The organism is Halomonas sp. H2 (genome assembly GCF_050215315.1).
In the GTDB taxonomy this organism is placed as follows: domain Bacteria; phylum Pseudomonadota; class Gammaproteobacteria; order Pseudomonadales; family Halomonadaceae; genus Vreelandella.
In genome coordinates this window covers 757,463-778,114 of record NZ_CP189760.1, presented here as the reverse complement: position 1 = coordinate 778,114, position 20,652 = coordinate 757,463, and the positions used below count along the sequence as shown (strand labels likewise).

Annotated in this window: 18 protein-coding genes and 1 pseudogene; 6 read left to right on the top strand and 13 right to left on the bottom strand. The window is 56.5% G+C overall.

Annotated features, from left to right (window positions below; all coding sequences use genetic code 11):
- Positions 1-53 precede the first annotated feature (53 nt).
- The 4 genes from ACQE2I_RS03575 to ACQE2I_RS03560 form a co-directional block, all read right to left on the bottom strand.
- A complete protein-coding gene (locus ACQE2I_RS03575; protein ID WP_427030123.1) occupies positions 54-2,180 on the bottom strand; it encodes a TonB-dependent siderophore receptor in 2,127 nt (708 codons plus the stop codon).
- A 268-nt stretch (positions 2,181-2,448) separates the two neighbouring features.
- Positions 2,449-3,822 carry an amidase gene (locus ACQE2I_RS03570; RefSeq protein WP_427030122.1) on the bottom strand — a complete coding sequence of 458 codons (1,374 nt, stop codon included), beginning with the start codon at positions 3,820-3,822 and terminating at the stop codon, positions 2,449-2,451.
- Positions 3,816-4,031, bottom strand: coding sequence for a hypothetical protein (locus ACQE2I_RS03565; protein ID WP_427030121.1), 216 nt, complete (start codon positions 4,029-4,031; stop codon positions 3,816-3,818). Before ACQE2I_RS03565 ends, ACQE2I_RS03570 begins: the two co-directional genes overlap by 7 nt.
- Positions 4,028-5,263, bottom strand: coding sequence for an MFS transporter (locus ACQE2I_RS03560; RefSeq protein ID WP_427030120.1), 1,236 nt, complete (start codon positions 5,261-5,263; stop codon positions 4,028-4,030). Before ACQE2I_RS03560 ends, ACQE2I_RS03565 begins: the two co-directional genes overlap by 4 nt.
- Before the next feature lie 121 nt (positions 5,264-5,384).
- Between ACQE2I_RS03560 and ACQE2I_RS03555 the strand changes: the two genes are divergently transcribed.
- A complete protein-coding gene (locus tag ACQE2I_RS03555; protein ID WP_427030119.1) occupies positions 5,385-5,948 on the top strand; it encodes a TetR/AcrR family transcriptional regulator in 564 nt (187 codons plus the stop codon).
- Between the two features lie 60 nt (positions 5,949-6,008).
- Here the strand turns inward: ACQE2I_RS03555 and ACQE2I_RS03550 are convergent, their stop codons facing one another.
- Positions 6,009-7,205 carry a Bcr/CflA family efflux MFS transporter gene (locus tag ACQE2I_RS03550; RefSeq protein WP_087108100.1) on the bottom strand — a complete coding sequence of 399 codons (1,197 nt, stop codon included), beginning with the start codon at positions 7,203-7,205 and terminating at the stop codon, positions 6,009-6,011.
- Between the two features lie 225 nt (positions 7,206-7,430).
- Positions 7,431-8,240, bottom strand: coding sequence for a sulfite exporter TauE/SafE family protein (locus ACQE2I_RS03545; protein ID WP_427030118.1), 810 nt, complete (start codon positions 8,238-8,240; stop codon positions 7,431-7,433).
- Between the two features lie 107 nt (positions 8,241-8,347).
- Here ACQE2I_RS03545 and ACQE2I_RS03540 point away from each other — a divergent pair, with 107 nt between their 5' ends.
- Positions 8,348-9,133 carry an AraC family transcriptional regulator gene (locus ACQE2I_RS03540; protein ID WP_427030117.1) on the top strand — a complete coding sequence of 262 codons (786 nt, stop codon included), beginning with the start codon at positions 8,348-8,350 and terminating at the stop codon, positions 9,131-9,133.
- A 176-nt stretch (positions 9,134-9,309) separates the two neighbouring features.
- Here the strand turns inward: ACQE2I_RS03540 and argA are convergent, their stop codons facing one another.
- The 3 genes from argA to ACQE2I_RS03525 all read right to left on the bottom strand — a co-directional run bounded on the left by argA (position 9,310) and on the right by ACQE2I_RS03525 (position 12,774).
- Complete coding sequence (gene argA / locus ACQE2I_RS03535; RefSeq protein WP_427030116.1) at positions 9,310-10,623, bottom strand: amino-acid N-acetyltransferase; 1,314 nt, start codon at positions 10,621-10,623, stop codon at positions 9,310-9,312.
- Between the two features lie 194 nt (positions 10,624-10,817).
- The gene (locus ACQE2I_RS03530; RefSeq protein ID WP_427030115.1) at positions 10,818-12,083 is read right to left on the bottom strand and encodes an inorganic phosphate transporter; all 1,266 of its coding nucleotides are present in this window, start codon (positions 12,081-12,083) and stop codon (positions 10,818-10,820) included.
- 10 nt (positions 12,084-12,093) lie between these two features.
- Positions 12,094-12,774, bottom strand: a complete 681-nt coding sequence (locus ACQE2I_RS03525; RefSeq protein ID WP_427030114.1) for a TIGR00153 family protein — start codon at positions 12,772-12,774, stop codon at positions 12,094-12,096.
- A gap of 137 nt (positions 12,775-12,911) precedes the next feature.
- Between ACQE2I_RS03525 and ACQE2I_RS03520 the strand changes: the two genes are divergently transcribed.
- Together ACQE2I_RS03520 and ACQE2I_RS03515 are read left to right on the top strand one after the other, a co-directional pair.
- Positions 12,912-13,823, top strand: a complete 912-nt coding sequence (locus ACQE2I_RS03520) for a CYTH domain-containing protein (protein WP_427030113.1) — start codon at positions 12,912-12,914, stop codon at positions 13,821-13,823.
- Between the two features lie 31 nt (positions 13,824-13,854).
- Positions 13,855-14,775, top strand: a complete 921-nt coding sequence (locus ACQE2I_RS03515) for an ion transporter (protein ID WP_427030112.1) — start codon at positions 13,855-13,857, stop codon at positions 14,773-14,775.
- On the opposite strand, the gene ACQE2I_RS03510 is transcribed toward ACQE2I_RS03515, so the two are convergent.
- Positions 14,772-15,395: an L-threonylcarbamoyladenylate synthase gene (locus ACQE2I_RS03510; RefSeq protein WP_427030111.1), complete on the bottom strand. Its 624-nt coding sequence runs from the start codon at positions 15,393-15,395 to the stop codon at positions 14,772-14,774. The two genes, ACQE2I_RS03515 and ACQE2I_RS03510, sit on opposite strands and share 4 nt — an antisense overlap.
- Positions 15,396-15,461: 66 nt before the next feature.
- Positions 15,462-16,376: a PHP domain-containing protein gene (locus tag ACQE2I_RS03505; RefSeq protein ID WP_427030110.1), complete on the bottom strand. Its 915-nt coding sequence runs from the start codon at positions 16,374-16,376 to the stop codon at positions 15,462-15,464.
- Positions 16,377-16,561: 185 nt separating this feature from the next.
- On the opposite strand from ACQE2I_RS03505, the gene ACQE2I_RS03500 reads away from it, so the two are divergent.
- Positions 16,562-16,861 (top strand): YciI family protein, encoded by a 300-nt coding sequence (locus ACQE2I_RS03500; protein WP_427030109.1) that lies wholly within the window; start codon positions 16,562-16,564, stop codon positions 16,859-16,861.
- 169 nt (positions 16,862-17,030) lie between these two features.
- Positions 17,031-19,040, top strand: coding sequence for a bifunctional tRNA (5-methylaminomethyl-2-thiouridine)(34)-methyltransferase MnmD/FAD-dependent 5-carboxymethylaminomethyl-2-thiouridine(34) oxidoreductase MnmC (gene mnmC / locus ACQE2I_RS03495; RefSeq protein ID WP_427030108.1), 2,010 nt, complete (start codon positions 17,031-17,033; stop codon positions 19,038-19,040).
- 7 nt (positions 19,041-19,047) lie between these two features.
- On the opposite strand, the gene ACQE2I_RS03490 is transcribed toward mnmC, so the two are convergent.
- Both ACQE2I_RS03490 and ACQE2I_RS03485 read right to left on the bottom strand, forming a co-directional pair.
- Positions 19,048-19,323, bottom strand: a complete 276-nt coding sequence (locus tag ACQE2I_RS03490; protein WP_308320442.1) for a YheU family protein — start codon at positions 19,321-19,323, stop codon at positions 19,048-19,050.
- Positions 19,323-20,198 (bottom strand): annotated as a pseudogene (locus ACQE2I_RS03485) (helix-hairpin-helix domain-containing protein); the annotation flags it as partial. The pseudogene ACQE2I_RS03485 and the gene ACQE2I_RS03490, both read right to left, overlap by 1 nt.
- Positions 20,199-20,652: the final 454 nt, after the last annotated feature.

Below are 20,652 nucleotides of genomic sequence, written 5' to 3'. Positions count from 1 at the left end.
TACAATGGCGGGGGTTTCGGCTATTGCCTTGCTTGCCAATTACCTTATCCGCATCACCAGAGATAGCTCACTTTTGCGCTGATTTCGCGCCCCGGATTGTAATAGTCCGCTGTGCTTGAACCGACCACGTGCTGCTCGTCGAGCAAGTTGCTGACGTTAACGGCTAGGTCGGCGTCTTTAGTGAGCTGGTAGCTGAAGGCTGCGTCAAACAGCGTTGCCGCACTGCTCTTTGACGTATTGGCGACATCAAAGTAGTAGGAGCCGATGTAACGGGCGCCGAGGCCAACACTCATATCCTGGCTTGGCAAGGTATAGTAGCCCCACAGCGACGCCGTATGTTTGGGTGCTGCGGTGAACTCGTTACCCTCTCTGGCTGCGTTGCTGTCGCGTACCACTTCCGACTCCATATAGGAGTAACCACCGGCCACGCTAAAGCTATCGGTCAACTCAGCCTTCGCTTCCAGATCAAGACCCCGTACGCGGGACTCACCCACGGTTTCCCGCTCGATAACGCCATTGTCCTGTACAACCGAGATGGTGACGTCATCCCTGGTTAGGTCATAGATGGAAGCCGAAAACAGCGCATTCGTACCAAAGGGGGAATATTTCGCACCCATTTCGTACTGTTCGCCCCGTTCAGGCTCGATGCCAACCGTGGGTGGTGCGACCGACTCCACCATGCTGACATAGGTAGAAATTTCGTCGGTGACGCGATAGGTCAGCGCACCGCGAAGTGAGGTCTCAGAGAAGTCATCGGAATCGGTAATGCCCGCCATGTTGGTGCTTGAGACATCCATCGAGTCGTTGCGCACGCCCGCTGTCACGATGAATCGGTCATAGAAGGACAAATTCTGGGTCAGGAAAACCGACTCGGTGGTGAAATCCTGCTTGTTGCGGCTATAGACGTTCAGGCTACTCGGGGCACCACTAAAGACGGGATTTGCGATATCAATTGAGGTCGCATCGCCGTAAAACGAACGGTCTTCGGTGGAAGCATCGCGATACTCGATACCCACGAGCGTGCTGCTATCGACCTGATCAAAGCGGGCGTCGTATTGCAGGATAGCGTTGCCGATCAACTCCTGGGCTTCGTTGTCCGTTCCAAAATAGTCGCGATCCACCACGCTGCCAACTCGCGCCGCAGAGTCAGTGATATAGACGTATCCGAAATCGTCGGTCAGATCGCTGTAACGCAGGTAACCGCGCAGCGTCAGGCCGTTGTTGAAATCATGGGCGAGCTGCCCGGTGAGGCTGGTACGCTCGACATCATGATAGTTGAAGCCAGACTCGCCATAGAAGTTGCTGCGGTCGTACTCCCGGTCGAGCGGATAACCACCGCTATTGGGGGTGTCGTCACGCTTCAGGTAATCGAAGATAACGCTTGCTGAGGTGTACGCCGTCGGCTCCCAGGTCAGGCCACCCATCAGGAAGCCATTATTATCTTTGGAGTGATCGTATTCGCGATCGCTGTCCCGGGTGGTGCCGGTAAAACGGTAGGCCACTGTCTCGTCAGCGTTCAGCGTGTCACCCACATCAATGCCGGCCTCTTTGGCGTCAAATGAACCGTAGGAGAGATAGCCCTCCCCAAAACGCTCAAAGCGTGGCCGTTTGCTCACGAAGTTAACCGCCCCCCCCGGATCCGCGGGGCCAAACAGGGTGGAGTTGGCGCCACGCAATACCTCCACGCGCTCGTAGGCGTAGGGCTCTTCACGTACACCGCGCATTGAGCCTAACGTCAGCCCGTCACGGTAGGTGGTGGCCTGGAATCCGCGAATTTTAAAATAGTCGTTACGATCATCGGTGCCGTAATAATCAGTGAGGACGCCTGGCGTATATTGCAGCACTTCCTCGGTGGTAGAAGCGTTGCGCTGCTCAATCTCCTTCTCAGTGACGACCGACACGGAAGCGGGGGTATCGAGGATACTGGTGGCCACCTTACCGCCGACCCATAATTCTTGGGCCACTATCGAGTTGGCATCATCATCAGCGTAAGCCTGGGCATTGACGATAATGGGGGCGAGGCGATATCCCGCATTATCGTCAATGCCGTCGCCGATCTCCTGCGCGTTCCCGAGCATGGGAATAGTGACCAGCGTTGTACCACACAGAATGGCGGTAGTAGTCTGCTGCCACCGTAACCGATTTGCGTTGCGCCGGACTGTGCTACGGCTATCAATCATGTTGAAGACCCCTTGAAATACATAAACCTACCCTGCTCGCTTCGTGGTTTTCTTTTGAAAGGCCGGGAGAGTATCCAAAGGGGGTAGCACGAAGTCAATAGTAATAATACAAATCATAATCATTTATTTTTATATATTACTCATGTTCGCAACACACAATGACACTGAACCACGCGGCCTACCGGCGGAACCAACTTTATCAACGACTCAAGCTTTTGGAGGAAACGATGGCCCTGTTGGTGATACCGCTCGGGCGGCATAGAGCTTGTTAAGCGGGGGAAAGAGGCCGCTCAACGGCACGCCCGACTTGCAATACCATGGCATCATCAAATGCTTCCCCCATGATTTGGACGCCTATCGGCAGCCCTTGATGATCCTTACCAAATGGCACAGTCAGCGCGGGTAGTCCGGTCACATTGGCGGGTGCGCATAAGCGCACATACGCCTCGGCAACACTCTCTTGACTGCCGTCTTCCCAATCAAACGTATCCTGTTCCAAGCGTGCTGCTGTCTGGGGCACGGTGGGTGTCAGCAGAACGTCAATGTCTGAAAACAGGGAACCCCAGCGCTTAGCGATGAGGTCTCGGGCACGCTGCGCCTTCAGATAATCGCCTGCTGACAGCAGTTGTCCGGCTTCGAGCAAGGTGCGTACATCATCACCGTATAGCGATGCTGATTGGCGTATGTCCTTGGCATGGACGGCTGCTGCCTCGGCCACCATGAGGCCCCACTGAGTCGGGATGAGGTAGTCAGCCAGCGGAATATCCACCTCCACCAGCACGGCGCCCTGTTGTTCCAGATGCGCTGCCGCACGCCTAACAGCCGCGGCGACTGGCTCCGCAACGTGGTCAAAATAGTAGTTGCGTGGGATACCAACACGCAGCCCATGCACACTCGACTGTGCGTTGGTATCGAAAGAGGCAGGAGGAGTACGGCTAGCGGGGTCGCGCGCATCAAAGCCCATCACTGCCTGCAATAACAGGCCAACATCCTCTACCGTGCGTGCCATAGGGCCCGCATGATCGAGCGACCAAGCCAGGGGCATAGTGCCGTGGCGAGAGACCAAACCATACGTGGGCTTGAACCCGACTAACCCACAAAGTGCTGCGGGCACCCGAATCGAGCCACCGGTACCGGTCCCCATGGCTGCCCAGGCGCCGCCGTAAGCAACCGCTGCGGCAGAGCCCCCACTGGAGCCCCCCGACGTACGCTGCGAATCAAGCGGATTGCGCGTTTGTGGTGTGGTCAGGCCGAAAGCGAACTCATGCGTATGGGTCTTGCCCAGGAGTATGGCGCCGCCACGCAGCAAGGCATCCGTTACCGCGCTGTTGGCCTCTGCCTGGTGCCCGTCCCGAACACGGGAGCTGGCAGTGGTGGGTTGGCCAGCAACATCGAACAGGTCTTTCAGCGCGATAGGAATGCCATGCAGCGGCCCACGGTAACGGCCATGTTGAATGTCTCGCTCGGCCTCAAGTGCCTGCTCACGGGCGGCTTCTTCCCATACAGATACAAAAGCGTTGATCTCGGGCTCTCGCGCACCAATACGCGCCAAGGCCGCATCCACCAATTCTACTGGCGACAGTTCGCGTGCCGCGATGGCGGCACTGGCTTGGGCCAGTGTCAGGTTTAATGGGTTTAGCATGGTTTGTTCCCCTGGCTAGCATCAAAGGCAAATGAAGGAGTGCATGATTCATCAATAGGTAATTCGTCGAGCCGGGCAATGACCGTGTGTATGTGATGCAGTACACCAGCAATCAGTGGCGCACGTTCAGAGTCCAGGGGCAGCCCTAGGCTAGTAGCCAGAGCCAGGGTTTCCTCGGCGGACATAGGGGAGACATTTTGAACAGTCATGCTTGATTTCCTTTCTTCATTGAAGTGCGCGCTTGCATAAGCAGCAGGATAATGGCGAGCAAGGCCAGTGCTGTGATCACCGCACCATAGACATTGGCCGAGGTCAGCAAGCCGACCTTCTGAGCCAGGTAGCCGACAGCCATCGTGGGCACGCTATGAGCCAGATAACTTTCGATATAAAACACGCCCATCAGCGCGGCACGTTCATGGGGCTCAGCCAACGGTAGGACACTGCGCACAGCCCCGAGAAAGCTCGCACCAAACCCAAACCCCGCAATGACCGACCCGGCCAACAGCAAGACAGCGTTTCCCTGATTAGCCCCGACCAAAATGACGACCAGTCCTGCGACCAAAGCAAGCTCACCAGACAAGAGGGTTGTAAAAGAACTTAGCTTGCGAGCCGCCAGGACCGCTGTGGCCCCGGTGAGCGTTAGCGCTGCGACGACAAGACCACCAAGCCATGGCGTGTTCACATGCGTAACGTCAACGATCAGCGATGGCATAAGCGATAGATAAAAGCCACCTAGCATCCACACTGCCACGTTCGCAGGGGTGACAGATAACAACGCTTTGCGCGCTTGCAGCGGCACGGTGATGCGTGGTTTCAGGCTTGCCCATGCACCTGGACGAGCTGTCGCTGTCGCCGTCTCCGGTGCTAACCAAATCAAGGCCAACATCACCAGAAAAATAGCCAGCAGAAACACGTACACCATGTGCAGCGGATCAGGCGCCAAAACGACCAATGAGGTGCTGCCTAGCGCTCCAGCTGCCATGCCAAGCAGCGGCGAGATGCTGTTGATCACGGCCCCACGCTCCCGACCAAGATCGAGTATCGCCGCACCGACTGCCGCAGTGGCCATACCGGTGGCAAAGCCTTGCAGAGCGCGCGCAGCAATCAGCCAACCCGGCCCGGCGGCACACAAAAAGCCCACCATGGCGATGATCTGTAAGGACAAAGCTAGGGCAATAACGGGACGTCGGCCAATATGATCAGAAAGCCTCCCCATCACCAGCAGTGCCAGAAGCAGAGCCAGCGCGTAAGCGGCAAAAACCACGGTCAGCAGTGTTGCGCTAAAGTTCCACTGCTGCTGATAAAGCTGGTACAGCGGGGTAGGCGCACTTGATGCTGCCAAAAAGGCAATCATTGTCGCTGTGTGCAGGAAAATGGCACTGGAGGAAGACAGTCTCCAGTTCGAAGAAGAGCGGGTGGTAGCAGAAACGTTGATGGACATGATCTCTCTCAAAAGGCAAAATATTAGCTTTAAGAATCATAAGCTCAATAAATCACTAACGCAAATATTTTGCGTTAGTGATTTATTGTACCGTACCGGCGGATAAGCACAGAAGGAACACATGACCAACAAACCCACTCCCCGTCCAGGTGGTCGCAGCGCTCGTATTCAGGCTGCCGTTCACCAAGCCGTTCGAGATCTGCAACAAGAGCAAGGCCGGGCCGGGCTTACGGTGCCCGCGATCGCCACACGCGCTGACGTCACCCCCTCGACGATCTACCGTCGCTGGGGTGACCTTACCCAGTTACTGGCCGACGTTGCCGTCGAGCAACTACAGCCGGAGCAGCCGCCAGCCGATACAGGAAGTGTGCGTAGCGACTTGTTAGCTTGGCTTGTTGAGTACTTTGAGGAAATGTCATCAGCCCCAGGGCGGGCGATGCTCCGCGATGTTCTAGGCACAGAAGGCCATGCCAGCGCGGGTAAATGTGATGGCTTCTTGCGTCAGCAGATCGAAGTAATAAACGAACGCGGCCTCGCCAGAGGAGAGCAGCCGATGGATATAGGATTGGTCACCCAAATAGTGGTGGCGCCTCTGATGTACCGCATCCTGTTTGCCAACGAAACACCAACTACACAGGCTATAGAAGCACTTTTCGAACAGTTAGTAAGCTCAGTAGATGCTTAATAAAAAAGCCCCGTGCTCTGGATAACACGGGGCTTTTGGCAAGGGGCGCTGTTGGGCTCATTACGCCTCGACTGCGGCACGCCCTTTGATAATTGAGCGGGCAAGCAGCAGATACGCGACCGAGCCACAGGCGGCCATGGCTAATACAACCGCTTCAAGCGTATGCGGCAGCATGGCAGACAGGGCGCTCAAAATCCCGGCGATACCGAACTGGGCGGCACCCAGAAGCGCGGCGGCGGTACCACTGCTAGTGGGGAAAAACTCCAAAAAGCAGGCCTGAATATTGGGTGAGATCGCCCCTACTGTGCCAATGGTCAGCATCATAGCAAACAGGAAAGCGTACATTGGCCACTCCATAAAGGCAGCCATCACTAGCAATGCAATGCCGACCGCCTGACAGCCCGTTGCCAATTGCAGGATGCGCATCGACGACATCCTGGAAAGCAGTACACGGTTGCAAATATTGAAGAAAAGCATCGCGACGATGTTAGCCGCAAACAGCACCGAAAAACTTGAGGGCGACTGACCAAAGTGCCCCTGATAAATAAAGGAAGCGTAGGTAATGAACATCATCAGGGTGGAAAAGGAGGCAGCCTGCCAAGCGATAAACGGCAAGGCAGGTTTCGTCGACAGCACCAGTTTATAACGTGCCAGCAGGCTCATCTTGGGACTTTTCGCTCGCGACACCTTGCCCTTCCCGGAAAAAAGTACTCGCACCAGTAACGGCACCAGCAGCACCGCGTACACCGCCAGGGCAAAGAAAATATAGTGCCAGGAACCCAACGCCAGAATCGCACTACCAACGCTCGGGGCGATACCCGGCGCCAGCACCATGATAAAGCCCATCATCGAGAACAGTTTCGCGGCGTCGCGGCCCGCTACCCTGTCGCGTACCAGCGCCGGTACCGATACAAGCGTCAAACCCGCGCCAATGGCCTGAACGGCCCGCCCGCTAAGCAGAGTGTTCAAGGAATCCGCCATGCCGATGACAATACTTGAGAGCGCAAAAATCGCTAACCCGCTCATCAATACACGCTGGCGACCGAAGCGGTCCGAAAGCGCACCGCCAATGAGCTGCCCCACTGCCATCGCGAACACATACACTGAAACGCTTAACGACACGGCCTGCTGAGATATCCCCAGCGACTCGCCAATGACAGGAAAGGCCGGTAGATACGTATCCATAGAGAACGGGCCCAGCATCATGGTCAATGCCAGGCTCAGCACCACAATGAAGGGCGTTTTAGATTGGGTCATAGAAGCTCGCGGTAAAAGGGCAATGATGGACAACATCAACAATATGATACCGACTGGAGCTATCAAGGCAATTGAATAGAAAGCGAGGGTTGGGCATGCTGCATAGAATCAGACGATGACTTCTGCGTGGTGGCTCACTATCACCAGCCAATGAGCATACTGAACGCGATCCAGCGACTGGGAAGCATTAGCGAAAGTGAAGCCTTCGTGAAGATCTGGATCGATTCAACGCACAAACACCATCACCGCCAGCACCAACGACAGCAGTAACAGATACACCCCGGCATGGATGCGATCAGGGATGCGCCCGATCCATATCGACGCCAGGCGGATCCCGAGCCATGAGCCTACCGCTAACACCAGCAACGCACGTAGATCCACATAGCCCGCATACCAGGCCCCAAAAGCGGTGTCACTAGCCGACAGCAACACATACGTCGCGGTGCCGCTTACCGCCATCGGCAACGATAACGGGTTAGCCATTGCCGTGGCCGCTGTCATGCTGGCACCTCTTCGGCGCATAAGCGGTACGGTCATTACGCTACCGCCAACGCCTAGCAAGGCAGCCACAGCTCCGATGAACGTCCCCGTCATCGCTGTTAACAGACGCCCCATGGGGCGTATATCACCACTCGCCTGGTGCAGAAAACCGGGGCGAAGCACAGCATCCAGAATCGTAATGCCCAGATAGCCGATGAATGCCCAGCGCACCCATTCCCCGCTCAACGACACGGCCGCCGCCGCGCCAAGCACAGCGCCCATGGCAATGTAGCCCACCAGCGGACGCACCAGCTGCCACTGCACGGTCTGTCGTTGGTGGTGGCGCCATGTGGACAGGGAAGCAGCAAACACCATCAACGCCGTCGAGGTGGCCACCGCGATATGCATGGCTGCCTGACCGATACCACTATCCGGCCCATGGACAGAAACCAGTAAGGTGTACAGCAAGGGAACCACCACAAACCCACCACCGAAACCAAATAACACGGTGGTAACTCCCGCCAACCCACCACAAAGAAGCAGTACGCTATACACCGCTATTCTCCTGAAGAAACACAATAGCGGGCACTATATGACGGCAGGAGCTGGCCGACCTTCGTCATTTGGACAATAATCATTGTGTTTCGGCCAAGTTGACGACAATGCTCAATATTTCCCTGTCAGACGTAGACCAGATAGCACGGCCTCTGGTAGCCATCGGTACTGACTACCGCCCCGGCACACTGCTCGACTTTCATACTCATCGCCGCGCCCAGTTTCTTTATGGGATAACAGGTCTGATGGAAGTCGATACGGATGATGGTACCTGGATGGTGCCCCCGTTCAGCGGCGTTTGGCTGCCCGCGGGCAAACGCCACCAGGTGCGCATGAAGGGGGTCAGCACACGAAGCTTATATATCGAGCCGCACGCGGCGCCACGCCCCTCCGGCAACTGCGAGGTGCTGGTCGTGACGCCACTCTTACATCACCTACTACTGGCCTCCGCCAGCATCCCCGCACTCTATGATGAGAGCGGCCGCGATGGCGCCCTGGCACAGCTACTTCTGCACGAGCTGCAACTGGCTACATCGCTGCCACTGTTTGCGCCCCTACCCCACGACCCCGCATTGGCCAACCTGTGCAGAGCGTTTCTTAGCCAACCGCACATTCACAGCCTTCCAGAAGAGTGGGCCCGGCAGTTACATCGCAGCCAGCGCACCTTCAACCGCCAGTTCCGTCAACAGACCGGACTGTCTTTTGCCGTATGGCGTCAACAGGCCTGCCTGATGGCGGCCATTCCCAGGCTGCTTTCTGGCAGTTCCGTTACCCGAACCGCGCTGGAACTTGGCTACGACAGCCCGGCCGCCTTCTCCAGCATGTTTCGCAAGGTGCTCGGCCAATCCCCAACGGCCTTCGTCCGGGCGGCTATCAGCCTATCAGTGCTGTGATGCTAGCGGCCACATTTTGCCAATGGCTCTGGCTGTTTCAGCATGGCCATACTACCTCGGCCACCCTGTCGCCACGGCAGCCGCCAACAAAGTGGTTGAGATCATCGCACGACCAGAGACGCTGGCAAACGTTAAGCCGTAATCAACCACCTAAATCAGGCCTGCTAGCAAACGGGTTACGTTAGTTGCTTAACCAATACTTTCGATTTGCGAGCGTGGTTGTAGGTTTCGCGTTTCAGCGGCGGCAGGTCTTCCAGGCTGGCGGCGCGAAAGCCGCGCTCGACAAACCAGTGGGCGGTATGGGTCGTCAGCACGAACATTTCGTTTAAACCGCGCTGACGGGCACGGCGTTCCATGGCTTCGACCAAGCGCTCGCCCCGCTCGCCGCCGCGGTAACTGTCGTGAACCGCCACACAGGCCAACTCGGCAATACTGGTATCGGGAAATACTTGCAGCGCAACACAGCCTATTACCATGCCGTCGCGCTCGATTACCATATAGTCATCAATTTCGTGCTCTAGCCGCTCACGGGAGCGCGCGACCAGCATGCCACGCTGTTCTAAGGGCTCAAGCAGTTCCAGCAGGCCCGCCACATCGTTCAGCGTGGCCGGGCGCAGCTGTTCGTAGCGATGTTGGGTAATCATGGTGCCCACGCCGTCGCGGGTAAATAGCTCACCCAGTAAGGCATCGTGATTGCACCAGGAAAGCAGGTGCGTACGTGCCACGCCTTCCCGTGCGGCGGTGCAGGCGGCCTGCAAGTGGCGGGCTAATTCACTGCCCGGTACCGCGGCCATTAAACGTGGCTCGGCTTCTGCTGGGGAGAGCTGGCGAAGCAGCGCACCACCTTCATCTTCCAGCCCTTCGGATTCACCGAGCAGAATCAGCTTATCGGCCTTCAGCGCCACGGCAGCGTGCTGGGCAACTTCTGAGGCGTCTAGATCGAACACTTCACCGGTGCTGGAGAAGCCCAGCGGCGGCAGCAGCACCAGCGAGCCTTTTTCCAACAGACCTTCAATGGCGTTGGCCCGCACCCGGCGCACTTCGCCGCTGTGGTCGAAATCGACGCCTTCACGCACACCTAGCGGCTTGGCGGTAACCAGATTACCGGAAATCACGCTGAGTTCTACGCCATGCAGCGGCGTGCTGGGCAGCCCCAGCGAAAGTCGCGCTTCCAGCCACAAACGCTGATGAGCGGCCACCTGCTCGACATGGGTCATTACTGCGCGGTCGGCTACCCAGCGGCCATCAATACGCGTGGGCTCAACGCCTGCGACAGTTAGCGCTGCGTGTACCTGAGGGCGAATGCCAAACACCACCACCAAGCGCACGCCCAGGGTGTGCAGCAGGGCCAAATCCTGAATTAGCTGCTCCCCTCGACCAGACGCCATCGCTTCGCCCTCAATTAAGATGACAAAGGTTCGTCCCCGGTGGGCATTAATGTACGGGGAAGCGTTACGAAACCAATCAACAAAGGGGAAGCGCGTATCCAAGGGCCGCTCTCCGGCAGCAGGTGAAAGAAACAGGCGTTTATCACAGCCCGTTGGGTTACTTTACCAGAGCACAAAAAACAGCGGCACCTTCTAATGCAAATCTGCTCGATCTAATGCAGATAAACATGAAGATACCGCTGACATTTTTCCGCTTGTTACCACTTGGATACTGCTCAGCGCGTTCGAGCCTGCTTTTAGCCGAACATGCCCTTAAACATAAAGAAGAACAGAATCGCGAGGCCCGCGCCGGCAGGCAAGGTAATCAGCCATGACATGGCGATTGTGCCGATAACCCGCAGGTTAAGGGCTGCCATACCGCGCGCCAAGCCCACCCCCAACACCGCCCCAACGAGCGTGTGCGTCGTCGAAATAGGCAAGCCTGTACCCGAGGCCAATACCACCGTGGTAGCGGCGGCCAGGGTAGCGGCAAAACCGCGACTTGGGGTAAGTTCGGTAATCCCGGTACCTACCGTCGCGATCACTTTATGGCCGTAAGTGACAAGCCCCACCACAATGCCAGCACCGCCCAGCACCAGCACCCACCAAGGCACCAGCGCTGCGCTGTCGATCACACCGTCGCTGCGCACCACGCTGATAACGGCGGCAAGCGGGCCTACCGCATTGGCCACGTCGTTAGAACCGTGGGCAAATGCCATGGCGCAGGCGGTAAAGATCATCAGCACGCCGAACACACGCTCAACGTTGGCATAGCCAAAATGGTCGCTGGCGTTCTGTTCGAACTTGATACGCCGCTGCATAATTACGCCCAAGCCCATAATCGCGATACCAATCACAACAGAGAGCATCAGGCTCTGGCCAAAGCTAAGATCCAGTCCTACATGCGACAAGCCTTTAGTCAACGTCACCATTGAGACAATAAAGCCAACCAGGAACACGTAGCCTGGGACGTAGCGTTTAGCAGCCGCTAAGGGGTCGCTGTTTTCAAAGATTAGGTACTGGACAGACTTAAACAGCACGAAGCCGATTGAACCGGCAAGCAGCGGGGAGATCAGCCAGCTAGAGGCTATCTGGCCTACTTTGCCCCAGGCAACTGCTTCAACGCCAAGGCCCACGGCACCAAAACCGACGATAGCGCCCACAATCGAGTGGGTAGTTGAAACCGGCCACCCGCGTGCAGAGGCAATCAACAGCCAAATAGCGGCGGCTAATAGCGCCGACAGCATGCCATAGACCAATAGCTGTGGATTCTCTTCGAGCAGAACCGGATCAAGCATCCCGCCTCGAATGGTCGCGGTGACCTCACCACCGGCCAACCAGGCACCCAGAAACTCAAAGATAACTGCGATAAGAATGGCTTGTTTGATGGTGATCGCTTTCGACCCCACCGAGGTTCCCATCGCATTGGCGACGTCGTTCGCACCAACGCCCCAGGCCATAAAGAAGCCGAACAAACAGGCCAAGATAATGAAGATTTCACCGTGTTGGGCAATAATCAGCATGAAGCTCCCCTTAGCGGGCTGTCAGGATCTGCAAACGGCTACCCACGCGCTCGGCGCGGTCGGATAATTCGCCCACCCATTCGATGATCTTGTAAAGAAAGATCACTTCTACCGGAGGCAGCTGGCTCTCAAGCGCGAACAGCTGGCGACGTATAGTCACCTGTTGATCATCGGCCTGGTGTTCGAGGGTGTGCAGTTCACGGATCATTTTCTGCATCACATCAGAGACGTTTTTGCCAAAGCCGGAATCCAGCAGATCTTTAAGCTCTTCCAATGCCTGGCGGGCCTGTGCAACACACTCAACGCTGGTACAAATGTAGTCACGCATCGGCTCGGCCAGCTCATCCGGCACGCGCATTTTACGCCCCAACATAATGCCGGTAATGTCGCGCACCTTATTGGCGATTTTGTCCTGCACACTGATCAGGTCGAGCAGGTCAGACCGCGACACCGGTAGAAACATAGTGTTGGGCAGGTTCAACCGCAGATCTGTTTTCAGCGTATCGGCGTCGTGCTCTAAGCGGGTGACGTTTTCGCGCAGTTCAGCTGCTTTGTCCCAGTCATCAGCAAGGGTTGCCTCAAAGAACGGCAACAGCTGATCGGCGCATTCATTGGCCTTGACGATATGAGCCAATAACGGCTGGAATGGCGAGCGGCCAAACATCGAAGAAAAAGGATTGGAGGTAACCATAGTGCCTTTTAGCCTGTTTTCGGGGAGCCTGGAAATGGCGGCGCCAGTATAATGAGTGTGCTCGCCGCCGTCATGAAAAGTTCATAAATGTCATCAAATATTCACTCAAATGCCACAATATTAAGGTAGCTAGTTTCATGAAAAACCCCAACCCAATGGAAGTGGAGCTTAAGCTAGCGCTTGCCCCGGCAGGCCCAAGCACTCTGCTTGAGCAGCCTTTACTGAGCACCACCAGCGCCCGCCAACAAACGCTGGCCAATAGCTATTTCGATACGCCGGAAGGCGATTTGGCTAAGGCGCGCATCGCCGTTCGCCTGCGCCAGGTAGATGGCATCGTGCTGCTTACGGTGAAAACGGCAGGCCAAGGCGGTGGCGGGCTCTCTCAACGACAGGAGTGGGAGTGGCAAGTTCCTGGCCCCGCGCTAGATCTAGCGGCGCTCGCAAAGCTGCCCCCTTTCCAGGGCGAACTCGCCGATGTATTGCCTGCGCTGACGCCTCAACTGCGTACCGACTTCTCACGCCGCAGTTGGCAGTTAACCGGTTTAGCAATGCCAGACGCCACAAGTCAGGGCAGCCATATTGAACTAGTATTGGACGAAGGAGAGATTATTAGTGGCGGCTACCGCACACCCATTCGCGAAGTAGAGCTTGAACTGAAAGATGGCGACCCTGAATCGCTGTGGACATTAGCACTGCAACTCGCCGAACAGGTTCCGCTGCGCCCCTCAGATAGCAGCAAAGCGGCGCGCGGCAATGCGCTAAGCGCACAGTGCTGGCTGTTACCTACAGCGCACTCCCCAGCAGAGTGGCTACACCGTGCTACGCTGGCGCTAGATGCCTACCACGACAGCCAACAGGCGGCTTTTCTGAGCGATGCCCAAGCGGCGTTAAGACAGCTTGCCGAACACCCGGCACTCGACGAGTCGGCTCGCGCTTTTGCCCAGGCGCTTCCCAGCGCACTACAGGCAAATGGCCAGCCAACGGCTGACTATGGTAAAGCGGCGTTGACACTTGCGCATCGCTTGACTTTGCAAACCGCGCTACGCTAACGCTGATTCGAGGCCTCTTCAGGATGATGCAATGAATTTACACTTAACCCCCGCTGCGGAAGGCCTGCGCGCCCGCCTGTTCCATATCATTTTCGAGTCTGATACACCGGGGGCGAAAGCGTTTGATATCGCTTTGATCGTGGCCATTCTAATCAGCGTCGTGGTTATCCTACTGGATAGTATTGAGGTTTACGCCGAGCGCTACGGGCCTGTTTTCTTCTACATCGAGTGGGCGCTGACGATACTGTTCAGCGTTGAGTTGCTGGTGCGAATTTACTGCCTTGAACGCCCTTTACTCTATCTAAAAAGCTTTTACGGCATCGTCGACTTAATCGCCATTTTACCCACTTGGCTGGTACTGCTGGTGCCTGGGGCGCATGCGTTAGTGATTGTTCGATTACTGCGGGTGCTGCGCATTTTCCGCATTTTGCGTTTGATGGAGTTTGTCGGCGAAGCCAGCCTCTTAATGGACGCTCTCAAACGCAGCCTGCGTCAAATACTGCTGTTTTTCTCGGCTATTTTTATGGTGATCACGCTGTTTGCGGCACTGATGTACACCATCGAATCGCCGGAGGCGGGCTTTACCAGTATTCCTATGTCGATGTACTGGGCCATCGTGAGCATGACCACGGTCGGCTACGGCGATATTGTCCCCGCCACCGCGTTAGGCAAAGCGATCACCATGGTGCTGATGCTGCTCGGCTACTCAATTATCGCCGTGCCCACCGGGGTGTTCTCCGCCCAGGTGATTCGCTCGATTCGCGAGGATCGCCACTCCGAGGAAGCCTGCCCCGGCTGCGGGCACGACCGCCATGACAAAAAAGCCCGCTACTGCCTGCGCTGCGGCACTTGGTTAGACGAAGATAGCGAAGACCCGCGTAACAAAGACGAAGATAACCAAGATGCCAGTAAAGACGACACCAACAAAGGCGCCCCGCAGGGCGCTCCTTAGGGCTGAAACGGCGTGATATCACCGCGTCCTTCGCGCACAATTTTCGGCGGCAGTTCGCGCAGGTCGATAACGCTGGTGGGGTCTAAATGACAGGCGCCACCGTCAATAATGGCATCCAGGTGGGCGCCAAAACGTTCGCGGATCTCTTCCGGGTCGTTCATGGGCAGGTCATCGCCCACCGCAATCAGCGTGACGCTCATTAACGGCTCGCCTAACGCCGCCAGTAGCGCATGGGTAATGCGGTGATCAGGCACGCGCACGCCAATCGAGCGACGCTTAGGGTGCAGCAGCAGGCGCGGCACTTCGGATGTTGCATCTAGAATATAGGTATAGGGTCCAGGCGTATGGGCTTTCAGCAGCCGGAACACGTCGTTATCTACTTTGGCGTAAGTACCAATTTCCGACAGATCAGAGCACACCAGGGTAAAGTTGTGCTTGTCGTCTAACGAACGCAGCCATTTAATTTTTTCGACGGCCTTCTTTTCGCCCAAGTGGCAGCCTAGGGCATAGCCCGAATCAGTGGGATACGCCACCACGCCGCCTTTACGGATGATCTCAATCGCCTGATCGATCAAGCGCTTTTGGGGGTTTTCCGGATGAATCTGAAAATACTGGCTCATAAGTTACTCCTATCCGTAGGCTCTATGCATAAAGCACTCATATGACACAGTGTAAACGTTAGCGAATCATCCCGCTGCAAGCGTACCTGCTGGCGCCTCGCGTAAATGCTCCAAGCGAGGATGCTGCCATATCGGTGGCGCCGCCGTGCGCGGAATTAAGCTCATACTGCCAGGCGCGGCATGGCTGCCAGGAAAGTGAAAGTCGCTGCCCATGGAGGCGTACAGCTCGCGCTCGACCAACTGACGCGCCAAATCGCGGGTGCTGTCTGGGTTCTGCTGGCCGCTGACCAGCTCGACCGCTTGCCCGCCCGCCGCCTGAAAGGTGTCCATCAATAGGCCACGCTTACGCCGGGTTAAGCCGTGGCGCAGCGGATGGGCAATCACGGCCACACCGCCAGATTCGACAATCCAGCTCACGGCCTCGCTGATTTCCGGCCAGTGAGCTTTAACATCGCCCTTCTTACCGCTGCCCAAATAGCGCTTAAATGCGCTGGCCCAGTCGGGCACCACGCCTTCCGCTACCAACGCTCGGGCAAAATCTGGGCGGCCCAGGGGACGGTCGCTGCCAGCGTGAAGGCGGGCTTTTTCCAAAGCGTTGGATAAACCGACTTTTTCCAGCCGCTCGGCAATCACCTCCGCGCGCTGAATGCGCGCTTCACGCTGCTGAGTCAGGCCTTCCAGCATTAGCCCCTGCAAGCCGCCAGGCATTAGCGCGACCACATGAATATTCACACCCTGCCAGCGTGTGGATAACTCACAGCCAGGAACAAGGCACAGTCCTGCTTGCTCAGCCGCGCGGCCCGCTTCTTCAATGCCGTCCATGGTATCGTGGTCGGTAAGCGACATATGCGTCAGCCCGCGCTCAGCGCACAACGTAACCAGCTCGGTGGGCGTTAGCGCGCCATCGGAGGCAGTCGAGTGCATGTGCAAATCAACTGGGTAGCGTTGATCGGCATCAAAGGTGTAAGGAAGTCGGGACATAAATGACGCCGTGTGGACAGTTTGTCAGAATGCGCTTTTAAGATATCGTAAAACGCGCTGTTCAGCGCGTGAATGAATCGTTCACAACAAGCCAGAACAGTGGGTAAGATATGGTGCGCGCTTAAGCCAGTGCGGTCAATTAGCGGTTACGTTGCTTACCCGTTTTATCAAGGAGTTATACAAAAATGCTGTATGCCATTATCAGTGAAGATGTCGCCAATAGTTTAGAGCGCCGCTTAGCCGCCCGGCCCGACCACTTGGCGCGACTTGAAGTGCTGCGTGATGAGGGACGCATTGTATTAGCGGGCCCTCACCCTGCTATCGACGCTGAAAATCCCGGCGATGCAGGCTTCACCGGCAGCCTTGTCGTGGCGGAATTTGACAGCCTGGAAGACGCCAAGGCCTGGGCCGATGCTGACCCTTACATAATTGCTGGCGTCTATGCCAAGGTCATTGTTAAGCCATTCAAAAAAGCTTTGCCTTGACCCCAACAGGCAAGTATGGAGGGTTTGTCGGGTTTGAAAAGAGTTTTTCACAGAGCCTGTGGAAAACTCTGTGCAAACCCGGCGGACGCTTTGCGCTAAGCCAGAGATAGCGCCAGCGCCGGCAAATTGATCATTTTTTAACCACCTGTTCACCAAGATGGATGCCTGCTTGACCCAACGCCTAAACGCTTTACCTCCCCTTGCAGCATTAACCACGCCAACACTTACCTGGAACGAGGGAGCGCCCCACTCTCAGGCGTTTGATGATGTCTACTTCACCCGTGGCGATGGGCGCGCTGAAACCGAACATGTATTTCTTGGCGCCAACCATCTTCCCGAACGCTTTGCCGATTGGCAGGCAACGCGCCCCTTTGTGATTGGTGAAACCGGCTTTGGCACCGGCCTCAACATGCTCTGCGCCTGGGCCTGTTTCGAACACCATGCGCCCCCTAATGCCCGCCTGCATCTGTTATCCACAGAGAAATTCCCCCTTGAGCGGAGTGCGCTCGAACAAGCGCTCGCGAGCTGGCCCTCACTCGCCAGTTATGCACACACGCTGTGCGCCCAGTGGCCCGCTGCGGTGAGCGGCATTCACCGCCTGCATCTAACGAAGCGCGTCACGCTTGATCTCCATTTTGGTGATACCACCGAGCGTTTAGCGCAATTAGACGGCCAGGTCGACGCTTGGTTTTTAGATGGCTTTGCGCCCTCTAAGAATCCCGATATGTGGCAGCCTGAGCTGTTTAACGCCATGGCCGCCCGCTCGCGCCCTGGCGCTACTTTCGCAACGTTTACCTGTGCAGGTATTGTAAAGCGCGGCTTGAAAGCGGCAGGCTTTAACTGGAAAAAAGTGCTGGGTTATGGGCGCAAGCGGGAAATGCTTGCCGGCAGTATTGAGACGCCGCCCGTCGATCAGCGCCGCCAATCAACGCCCTGGTTTACACCACCGCCGTTGGCCTCAGTCAAGCACGTTGTAGTCGTCGGCGCCGGGCTGGCGGGCAGCAGCGTGGCAGCGGCGCTGGCGCGGCGAGGGGTGAAGGTAACGGTGGTAGAGCGCGAGGCCCCCGGCGCGGGCGGTTCGGGCAATCGCCAGGGCGCACTGTATGTAAAGCTCGCCGCTGAGACCAATCACCAGAGCCGTGTTTATCTCGCGGGATTGCTGTATAGCCAGCGCTGGCTGGCACAGCAGCATGCCTCCCACCCCTTATGGCAGCCCAGCGGCGTGGTGCAACTGGCGAGCAGCGATAAAGAGGCTCGCCGTCAGCAGCGTTTTATTGAACACCACCCGCTGCCCAACGACATCGTCACCGCCCTGGAGAATCCGGCACTAACCGCTACGGCAACCATAAGAATTGACGCCCCCCATGGGCTTTATTATCCACAGGCGGGTTGGGTGCGCCCGAAGGCGCTGTGTGAGCACTTGCTTAGCCAGTCAAACATTAGCTTGCAGCAAGGCGATGTTAGCTCCCTGACTAAGCGAGAGCATGGCTGGCAGCTCAATCTTGCCGATGGCAGCACACTTGAGGCGGACCAGGTGGTGATTGCCAGCGCCCATTTAGCCAATCGCTTTGCCCAAACCGAAGCACTGCCGCTGCAGTCAGTGCGCGGCCAGACTAGCGAAATCAACTTGCCTGAATCAGTATCGGGACCCAAGCGGGTGATTTGCGCGGGCGGCTATGTCGCCCCGGCCCTGGATGGCGTGCTGACCTTCGGCGCCAGCTTTGTGCCCAATAACGCGGCAATCGATGTAACAGTAGAGGATCACCAACGCAATATCGATGAGTTGCGTCAAACGCTGCCTGCATTGGTAGAAGAGCTGGAACAGGCGGGAGTAGCGCTTACCCCTGCAAAGCTACAGGGCCGTACGGCGGTACGTGCGGCAAGCCCCGACAAAACCCCTTACGCAGGGCCAGTGCCGGTAGCAGAGGCGTGGCGCACTGACTATGCATTGCTCAGCAAAGACGCCACTCGCGTGGCGGATACGCTTGGCGAGCACTATCCCGGCCTGTGGATGTCGACGGCCCACGGCTCACGGGGATTGGCTAGCGCGCCACTATGCGCCGAGGTGATTGCCTCACGAATGTGCGATGAACCGATGCCGCTAGAAGCGTCGCTGGTGGATCACCTGCATCCAGGTCGGCGCATTATCAGTGCGATTATTCGTGGTGGGAACGCTTAAAAAAAGCCTAGATATCGCCCTCTTCCTCGTCGTCGGCTATGTCTCTTCCAAACGACCGCCACCGGGCTAGGGTCATGACCTCGGTCATCTCTAGCTCAAGGTCGTGGGCGATGATTAGCTCGTTGCGCTCAAGCTGCTTTTTCAGCTCGGCTACCCAGCCGTGCATTCCCTCGCCCGTGGTGTCGGTGGTGTCGTAGCCCTGGCGAGTCACAAACGCCTCTAGTAACGCATCGAGGGTTTCCGGTGGCAGCATTCTTGCGGGCACTTCAATAAAACGGCTCATTAACTCTGCTCCCACTCTGCCAAACGTTCAATAAAGGTGGCTTCATCTATTACTTCTACGCCCATCTGTTCGGCTTTGGTAAGTTTGCTGCCTGCCGCTTCACCTGCAACCAAACAGGTGGTTTTTTTCGAGACGCTGCTCGCCACCTTGGCGCCCAGCGCCTGCAAGCGCGCCTTGCCTTCATCTCGGGTCATGCTCTCAAGCGACCCTGTCAGCACCCAGGTTTGGCCCACCAGCGGCGTTGGGCCCTGGGTGACTTCCGCCTCTACCCAGGTAATACCGGCTTCAATCAACGCGGCAATGGTGTCCTGATTATGCGGCTGGCGGAAGAAAGTATGCACATGAGCGGCGACAATCGGGCCTACATCATTAACCGCTTCCAGCGCGGCCAGCTCAGCGTATTGAACTCCCTCCAGGGTGCCAAAGTGATTGGCAAGGTTCGCCGCCGTCGCTTCGCCTACTTCACGAATACCCAGCGCGTAAATAAACCGCGCCAGGGTGGTCGCTTTGGCAGCCTCGAGAGCATTGACCAAATTAGTCGCTGACTTCTCGCCCATCCGGGGCAGGCTTTGCAATTGCTCTACGGACAAGTGAAACAGCGCAGCCGGGGACTCCACCCAGTTCAAGTCGACCAGCTGCACAATCAACTTTTCGCCCAAGCCGTCAATATCCAGCGCTTTACGGCTAGCAAAGTGCTTCAACGCTTCTTTACGCTGCGCCGCGCAATAAAGCCCCCCCGAACAGCGCGCCACCGCTTCGCCTTCCAAGCGTTCGATTGCCGAGCCACACACCGGGCACTGTTCGGGAAAAACAATTGCCCTAGCGTCAACAGACCGCAACTCGCTATGTACGCGCACTACTTGGGGGATAACGTCTGAGTGTCACTTTCATAACGCTTCATCATTTAGGCTATGTTACTGTAATTGCTTGCTTATTTAGAATTCAAAGCTAAGCTGGACCTAATTGAAACTTTCAAAAAGGATACATCTCTTGTCGAGCACCGTAAAGTTTGATGGCATTTCTGTAGATTTAAGCAAAGAATGCATAGATCTAATAAGGAAGTACTCTGCTAGCCTCCCACCTTACAAGCGATCCGATTTAGCTCTTTGCCTTCATTCTTACATCGGGATACTATCACCTTCGATCAAAATTGATGACACTCCAGGTTTAACAAAAGCACTAACTTTTGTCCGAAACCATTTATGTACAGTCTATACCTATCTAGTTGTGAACAAAAAATTACTAGAAATTAGGTTGCTTTTAGATAAACTTGTGGAGCAAGGTTTTCTTTCTAGCGACTACATATTTCCCTCCAGTCCTAAAAGTGCT

Excerpts from the sequence above, each read along its gene's own strand:
- ACQE2I_RS03570 (WP_427030122.1), bottom strand. The coding sequence starts at position 3,822 with ATGCTAAACCCATTAAACCTGACACTGGCCCAAGCCAGTGCCGCCATC.
- ACQE2I_RS03575 (WP_427030123.1), bottom strand. The coding sequence starts at position 2,180 with ATGATTGATAGCCGTAGCACAGTCCGGCGCAACGCAAATCGGTTACGG.
- ACQE2I_RS03565 (WP_427030121.1), bottom strand. The coding sequence starts at position 4,031 with ATGACTGTTCAAAATGTCTCCCCTATGTCCGCCGAGGAAACCCTGGCT.
- ACQE2I_RS03550 (WP_087108100.1), bottom strand. The coding sequence starts at position 7,205 with ATGACCCAATCTAAAACGCCCTTCATTGTGGTGCTGAGCCTGGCATTG.
- ACQE2I_RS03510 (WP_427030111.1), bottom strand. The coding sequence starts at position 15,395 with ATGAGCCAGTATTTTCAGATTCATCCGGAAAACCCCCAAAAGCGCTTG.
- ACQE2I_RS03490 (WP_308320442.1), bottom strand. The coding sequence starts at position 19,323 with ATGAGCCGTTTTATTGAAGTGCCCGCAAGAATGCTGCCACCGGAAACC.
- ACQE2I_RS03530 (WP_427030115.1), bottom strand. The coding sequence starts at position 12,083 with ATGCTGATTATTGCCCAACACGGTGAAATCTTCATTATCTTGGCCTGT.
- ACQE2I_RS03555 (WP_427030119.1), top strand. The coding sequence starts at position 5,385 with ATGACCAACAAACCCACTCCCCGTCCAGGTGGTCGCAGCGCTCGTATT.
- ACQE2I_RS03540 (WP_427030117.1), top strand. The coding sequence starts at position 8,348 with ATGCTCAATATTTCCCTGTCAGACGTAGACCAGATAGCACGGCCTCTG.
- ACQE2I_RS03515 (WP_427030112.1), top strand. The coding sequence starts at position 13,855 with ATGAATTTACACTTAACCCCCGCTGCGGAAGGCCTGCGCGCCCGCCTG.
- ACQE2I_RS03500 (WP_427030109.1), top strand. The coding sequence starts at position 16,562 with ATGCTGTATGCCATTATCAGTGAAGATGTCGCCAATAGTTTAGAGCGC.
- ACQE2I_RS03505 (WP_427030110.1), bottom strand. The coding sequence starts at position 16,376 with ATGTCCCGACTTCCTTACACCTTTGATGCCGATCAACGCTACCCAGTT.
- ACQE2I_RS03520 (WP_427030113.1), top strand. The coding sequence starts at position 12,912 with ATGAAAAACCCCAACCCAATGGAAGTGGAGCTTAAGCTAGCGCTTGCC.
- ACQE2I_RS03525 (WP_427030114.1), bottom strand. The coding sequence starts at position 12,774 with ATGGTTACCTCCAATCCTTTTTCTTCGATGTTTGGCCGCTCGCCATTC.
- ACQE2I_RS03560 (WP_427030120.1), bottom strand. The coding sequence starts at position 5,263 with ATGTCCATCAACGTTTCTGCTACCACCCGCTCTTCTTCGAACTGGAGA.